This is a genomic window from Actinoallomurus sp. NPDC052274 (genome assembly GCF_040679475.1).
Classification (GTDB): Bacteria; Actinomycetota; Actinomycetes; order Streptosporangiales; family Streptosporangiaceae; genus Actinoallomurus; species Actinoallomurus liliacearum.
Window position 1 is genome coordinate 72,994 of sequence record NZ_JBFAUT010000041.1, and the last position, 6,357, is coordinate 79,350.

The 6,357-nt window shown below is 74.4% G+C and carries 5 protein-coding genes and 1 pseudogene; 3 read left to right on the forward strand and 3 right to left on the reverse strand.

All coding sequences use genetic code 11. From position 1 onward, the window contains the following. From AB0K82_RS29580 to AB0K82_RS29590, 3 genes are all read right to left on the reverse strand, one after another. On the reverse strand, nt 1-1,718 hold a 1,718-nt coding region (locus AB0K82_RS29580; protein ID WP_364403241.1), incomplete at its 3' end, for a sigma-70 family RNA polymerase sigma factor. A gap of 366 nt (nt 1,719-2,084) precedes the next feature. Next, a complete protein-coding gene (locus AB0K82_RS29585) occupies nt 2,085-3,146 on the reverse strand; it encodes a saccharopine dehydrogenase NADP-binding domain-containing protein (protein ID WP_364403244.1) in 1,062 nt (353 codons plus the stop codon). Nucleotides 3,147-3,225: 79 nt separating this feature from the next. Then, nucleotides 3,226-3,954, reverse strand: a complete 729-nt coding sequence (locus tag AB0K82_RS29590; protein ID WP_364403246.1) for a nuclease-related domain-containing protein — start codon at nt 3,952-3,954, stop codon at nt 3,226-3,228. 141 nt (nt 3,955-4,095) lie between these two features. Here AB0K82_RS29590 and AB0K82_RS29595 point away from each other — a divergent pair. From AB0K82_RS29595 to AB0K82_RS29605, 3 genes and pseudogenes are all read left to right on the forward strand, one after another. Then, a pseudogene (locus tag AB0K82_RS29595) lies at nt 4,096-4,302 on the forward strand (MerR family transcriptional regulator); the annotation flags it as partial. A gap of 831 nt (nt 4,303-5,133) precedes the next feature. Beyond that, the gene (locus AB0K82_RS29600) at nt 5,134-5,313 is read left to right on the forward strand and encodes a hypothetical protein (protein ID WP_364403265.1); all 180 of its coding nucleotides are present in this window, start codon (nt 5,134-5,136) and stop codon (nt 5,311-5,313) included. Beyond that, a partial coding sequence (locus tag AB0K82_RS29605) for a VIT domain-containing protein (RefSeq protein ID WP_364403249.1) occupies nt 5,310-6,357 on the forward strand: 1,048 nt, incomplete at its 3' end. The genes AB0K82_RS29600 and AB0K82_RS29605, both read left to right, overlap by 4 nt.

Here is a 6,357-nt window from a genome sequence, read left to right on the forward strand (position 1 = left end):
GTCTGCCGGTCGCCGGTCTGCCGGTCGCCGGTCTGCCGGTCGCCGGTCTGCCGGTCGCCGGTCTGCCGGTCGCCGGTCTGCCGGTCGCCGGTCTGTCGCTGGGGAGCGGGATGCCGCTCCGGTGGGCCGGACTGCGAGGAGCGCGCGGTGGCGGGCGGTGAGTCCGACGGGCGGCCGGGCGGCGGCTCCGTCGACGGCGGCGGAGCCGGGGGCGACGACGGGGGCGACGACGGTGGCGGGGCCGGGGTCGGCGGTGGGGACGACGGGGGCGCCGGCGAAGGCGTCGGCGAGGACGGCGGCGGAGTCGGCTGCGGCGAACCGGGAGGCGGGGCGGACGGCGGGGCCGGCGCGCTCCAGTCCACGACCACCCGCATCCCCCCGGGCGAGAAGGTGATCACCGCCTCGCCCGGGCCGTCGCCGGGCGCCCGCACGAAGGTCCTTCCGGTCTCTCCCGGGCCGAGTGAGCCGTCGGAGGGTTCGACGGTCACCGCGCCCGTCGCGGCGGCATGCCACTGCACCGCCCCGTCGACCGCCTGGAGCACGACCGTGCCCGTGCCGCCGGAGCCGAGCCTCAGCCGGCCGGGCTCGGCATAGACCCATCCGTTGTCGGCGGCGGGCACGAGGGGTGCCGGGCGCGCGGTCGGCGCCACCGCTCCGTCACGCGGACCGAGCGCGAACGTCGCGGCCACCGGCCGTCCGACCGCGGGCGGCCCGATCACGCCGGGGCTGGGCACGCGGCTGTGCGTCCGGGAGGCGCCGCCACCGGCGACGACAGGCAGGTGACGGGTCTCCCGACCGATCCACTGGCACACGGTCGCGACACCGACCGCCGTGACGACCGCGCCGGTCGCCGCGACCAGCCCGCGCGGCCAGCGTGCCGCGTGGGCGGCGGGGTCGGCACGGCCCGGTCCCTGCTGCCTGGGGAAGCCCCGAGCGCCGAAGGCGCGCAGGCGGGCGGCGGCGAACAGCCGATAGCCGGCCAGCCGCGGGTCGGTGAAGCAGCCCGTGACCTGCCGGCGCAGCGAGTCGGGCGGGACGGCGTGCGGCAGCAGCGCGCAGACCTTGGCGGTGGAGATCGTACGCGGCAGGTGTGCCGCGCAGACGTCGCACTCGATCCCGTGACCTACGAGAGCCGCGCGTACGTCGTCACCGAGCTCGCCACGGCGGTGGCGCAGGATGGCCGCCCGGCCGTCGCACTCGAGCGTGTCCTCGTGGGCGAGGATCTCCGCGATCACGGCCGCCTCGAGCAGTTCGCCCGCCTGGCGGAGCAGGTCCGTGACCTCCCGGACCGGCAGGCCGACGACACCGGCGAGGTCGGCCGTCTCGAGGGAGTGGCGGTGGTGCAGGTCGAGGAGCTCCTGGCTGAGCGCCGGCAGCCCGGTGACCGCCCGCCAGGCGATCACGCGCAGGTCCACGTCGTCCTGGTCGTGGCGGGCGATGGGCAGGTCGGGGTGCGGCACCCCCGGCGGCCGCCGACGGCGGCACTCGATCCGCGCGAGGGCGTACAGCCATGGCCCGAACCGTTCGGGGACCCGCAGCTCGCCGATGTGGACCTCGGCGGCGAGCAGCGTGTCACGGAATGTCAGCTGCGCCGCCTCGCGGTTGCGCAGCTGGAACCAGCAGTAGTCGTAGAGACGGTCGGCGTAGGTGTCGTACACCGCGCCGATCGCGCCGGGATCGCCCGACCGCAGGCCACTGACCAGGAGGCGGTCTTCCATGGCGCGAAGGTAAAGCCTTTTCCGCCTCGCATTCAACTGTTTCCCGGAACCCTTGCGTAGATAATTTGGCCACGCCAGATAAATGATCTACAAGCATCTAAAAAATAGATGGAAAAGACGGATTTCAGCGATTCGCCGGAAAGGTGAGGTGAAAGGCGTCTCGCCGTGATTCGGCGACGAGATCGGCCCGTACGGAGCTCGAAGACACCCGCGTGGCCAGGGGTTGAGCCGGTGACGCGCACCTCCCGCGCGACGGGGGTTCAGCCGGTGATACGCGGCATCCCGCACCGGGATACATCCGGCGATACGCGACGTTCCGATCCGGGGGCCGGGCCGGTGAGGCCCGACTTCCCGCGCGACGGAGGCTCAGCCGGTGACGCGCGATATTCCGGCCATGGCGCAGCCGGCTTCCAGCTCGGATAGACCAAAAGCCGCGACCGGCCCCAAAGCTCCCGTTTCCGTCATTCCGCTGGCGGCCTGGCGGGCGCCCCACGCGACGATTCCGGCCGTGAAATCGTACGGATCGCCGCCCGAGAGGTGTATCTCCGTGAGGAGCGAGCCCTGCGCGTCGTAGGCGGCGGCCACGATCCGCGACGTCAGCGTGCCCTTGCCGGCCCGACGGCGCGCGATGCGAGCAAGCCCGCCTCCGCAGGACCCGATCACGGCGGACGCGGCCCGGCCGCGCGGCAGCCGGGCGGCGATCCGCGTGGCCGCGCCGAACCAGCCGAGATAGACGTTCACCTCGCGCAGTCCGGGATGGGACGCCGGCAGCGTGAAGTGCTCGGACGCCCCCATGGACATGGCGGCCCGCGACCGGCCCGCCATCGCGAAGTCCCGCACCCGCGACCGCGGCTCGTCCACGACACCGTCCCGGTAGGTGAACATCCGCGTGGCCAGCAGGCCCGGCGCCGAGTCGAAGGTGCCGCCGGAAAGCCCGCGCACGAGAGATCCGCCGCCGAGGAAGTAGCCGACGTCGACCCTTGCGGCGTCCTCGCCGACCCGGTCGAGGGCGAGGGCGCCCGCGAGGTTGCCGGGCACATGGTGGTAGCCGAAGGCGGGCAGCAGGGCGGAACTCGCCTTGGCGCCGTACTCCTCGAAGACCTGCCGTACGAACCGCGGCTCCCCCGCCGTGTCGAGGTAGTGCGCTCCCGCGTCGACCGCCGCGGCGAGGGCCGCGTGGCCGTGCCGGGAGAACGGGCCGACCGTGGTGACGAGCACGTCCTCGCGTTCGACGAGGGAGCGGACCGTCCACGGATAGGCGGCGTCCGCGTACGCCGTCTCCAGGCCGCCCAGCTCGGCGGCGAGCGCGGCGAGGGCCTTGGTGTTCCGCCCGGCGAGGACCGGGCGTAGTCCTTGGTCGATGAGCGCTCGGGCGGTCAGCGTGCCGGTGTAGCCGGAAGCGCCGAAGATCACGATGCGCCCCGCCATGCGACCTCCCCGGCTGCGAAAAGATATCCGCCTGTCGCGCTGAGCGTACTAATCCGTCACCAAGCGTGCTGGTTTTTCGTTATATGTCGATCATCGGGGGAAGGATGCGTTCCACCGCGGCGGCGATCGCCGCCACCTCCGCGGTGGTGAACAGCACGGGTTGCCGCTCGATGAGGCGCTTCACCCGGTCGGCCCGGTGCAGCAGCACCCCCTCGTACACGATCCCGCCGCGCGGCAGCCGTCCCCCGTGCACCGCGATCACCGGTGAGATCTCGACCTCGTGACCGGTCTCGGCGGCCAGGCGGGCCGCGACCGCCGAGGCGGCCCGGCGCGTCCGGACGTGCAGGCGCGTCAGCGGCCGGGGCCCGGCCCACAGCCGCCCGTCCACCCGCAGCCGGGTGAGCGGCGGCCACCGTCGCGAGGAGATCGCGTACACGCCGGTGTGGCCGACGACCAGGTGATCGAGGTTCTCCCGGAACCCGTCGGGGAGCGCCCGGTCGTGGAGTACGTGGAAGTACGCCGGATCGAGCCGGGACAGCCGGCGGCCCATCCGGCGCTCGGCGGCCGCTCCCCGCCGCCAGGCGGTGAGCGCGCCCGGCCGGATGCGGAAGTAGAGGAGTTGCGCGAGCAGCAGGCCCAGGCCGACCGTCAGCCCGGAGGGCCAGCCGAACAGCCCGGCGGTCATCGACCCGGCGACCCCGGAGATCACGAGCCGCGCGAGGGCGCGCTCCTGGCGCCGTTCCGCGCGCAGGGCGCGGTACCTGGCGTGCGCCGACGCGCCGGCCATGGACGCAACTCGTCCGGACACGGCACTCCTCCTCATCGGACAGGGTGCTGCGCGGGCGCCGACCGTTCAAGGCACTTGAACGGCCTGTGCAAGCCGCTTGACGAAGTTCCGACCCACGCCCGACGTTGACACTGCAATAGTTACAGTGTCACTGTGAGAGACATGGACGGACCATGGACGCTCCCGGAGCTGACGACCAAGGCCGCCGCCGCCCTGGCCGACGGGCGTTCGCCACGGCCGAGCGGACGGGTCCGCGACCTGCCCAACGAGCGCACCATCCGGTGGTACGTCACGATCGGCCTGGTCGACCCACCGCTGAGCCGGCGCGGCCGCGTCGCCGTGTACGGTCCGCGGCACCTGCTCCAACTCGTGGCGATCAAGCGCCGCCAGGCGGAGGGCCGCTCCCTCGCCGACATCCAGGCCGAGCTCACCGGCGCCACCGACGCGACCCTGCGCCGGATCGCCCGCCTCGACCCCACCGCCGGCCACCCGACGCCCCCGGGCGAGCCCACCCCGGCGCCCGACGGCGCCCCCCAGACCCCAGGTCCCCAGCCACCGGGATCGGCACCCGGCACACCACCCTCGGCTCCCGGCACACCCACCCCGACTCCCAGCACGCCGCCTTCGGCTCCCGACGCACCGGCCCCGGTTCCGAGCACACCTACCTCGGCTCCGGGCGCACCGAACTCGGGTCCGGACACACCAACCCCGGTTCCGAGCACGCCTACCTCGGCTTCCGGCGCGCCGAACTCGGGTCCGGACGCATCCGCTCCAGGCCCCGGCACACCGGCTTTGGGTCCCCACGCACCCGCCTCGACCTCGGCGCCCCGCACACCGATCCCGGGATCCGGCGCGCCGGCCCCGAATCCCGGCGTGCAGCCACCGGAGCAGGCCGGAGAGCCGTCGATCCGGAATTCCGGCGTACGGCCGCCGGCGCCGGGCACCCGGCGGTTCTGGGCCGAGCGCCCGGCGCCCCCATCCGGCCCACCGGCCCCAGCGCCGGCCCACCCGTCCGGCCCGCCGGCCCCAGAGTCGACGCCCACATCCAGTCCGCCCATCCCGGAGCCGACGTCGCCGGCCGGTCCACCGACGCCGGAGTCGCTGTCCCCAGCCGGCCCACCGATCCGAGAGCAGGCGTCCCCAGCCGGCCCACCGGCTTCGGAGTCGGTGTCCCCAGCCGGTCCGCCTGCCCCGGAGCCGGTGTCCGCAGCCGGTCCGCCGGGCCCCGAGTCGGCGGCCGGGGTGCTCGTCCGCGGGGTGCGGCTGGCCCCCGGCGTGACCCTGCTCCTCGACTCCTCACCGTCCCCGGAAGACGCCGCCGCCATCGCGGCCGCCGCCGCTCCCCTGCTCGACCTGCTGACCGAAAGAGGTCTCCGATGAAGATCGAAACGTTGTCCGGCGAGGTGGAGCCGGTGCCGGACGCCGGGCTGGGCGCCCTGCGCACCGAGCGCGGCAACCTGCCCCTCGAGTCCGTCGACATCCGGGCGGCGGTCACCGGGCTGTCCGCCCGCGTCACGATGACGCAGGGCTTCCAGAACCCCTTCGACGTGCCGCTCGAGGCGACGTACGTCTTCCCGCTGCCGGACCGCGCCGCCGTCACCGGCATGCGGATGGAGGCCGCCGACCGCATCGTCGAGGGGGTGCTGAAGGAGCGCGGGCAGGCCCGTGAGGACTACGCGGCGGCGCTCGCGGCCGGGCGGCGTGCGGCGCTGGCCGAAGAGGAGCGGCCGGACGTGTTCACGATGAGCGTCGGCAACATCCCGCCCGGCGAACGCGTGACCGTGCGCCTCACCCTGAGCCAGCCGCTGCCGTACGAGGACGGCGAGGCGACGCTGCGGTTCCCTCTCGTGGTCGCGCCCCGCTACATCCCGGGCACTCCGCTGGACGGCCCGCCGGTCGGCGCGGGAACGCGATCAGACACCGACGCCGTGCCCGACGCCTCGCGCATCAGCCCGCCCGTGCTGCTGCCCGGCTTCCCGAACCCGGTGCGGCTCAGCCTGTCCGTGGAAATCGACCCGGCCGGCCTGTCCCTCGACGGCGTACGGTCGAGCCTGCACACCGTGACCACCGACGGCCGGGCCCTGCGGCTGGAGCCGGGCGAGCGGCTCGACCGGGACTTCGTCCTGCGGCTGCGGTACGACGCCGGGGCCTCGTGCGCGGTGTCCGGCGAGACGTTCACCGTCACCGTGCTGCCGCCCGCCGACCCGGGCACGCTCCGTCCCCGCGACGTCGTCATCCTGCTCGACCGGTCGGGGAGCATGATGGGCTGGAAGATGGTGGCCGCGCGCCGCGCCGCGGCGCGCATCGTCGACACGCTGCGCGGCGGCTCAGCGGGCGGCGACCGGTTCGCCGTGCTGTCGTTCGACCACGAGATCGAGCGCGCCCTCCCCGGCGGGCTGTCCGCCGCGACCGATCGCGCCCGGT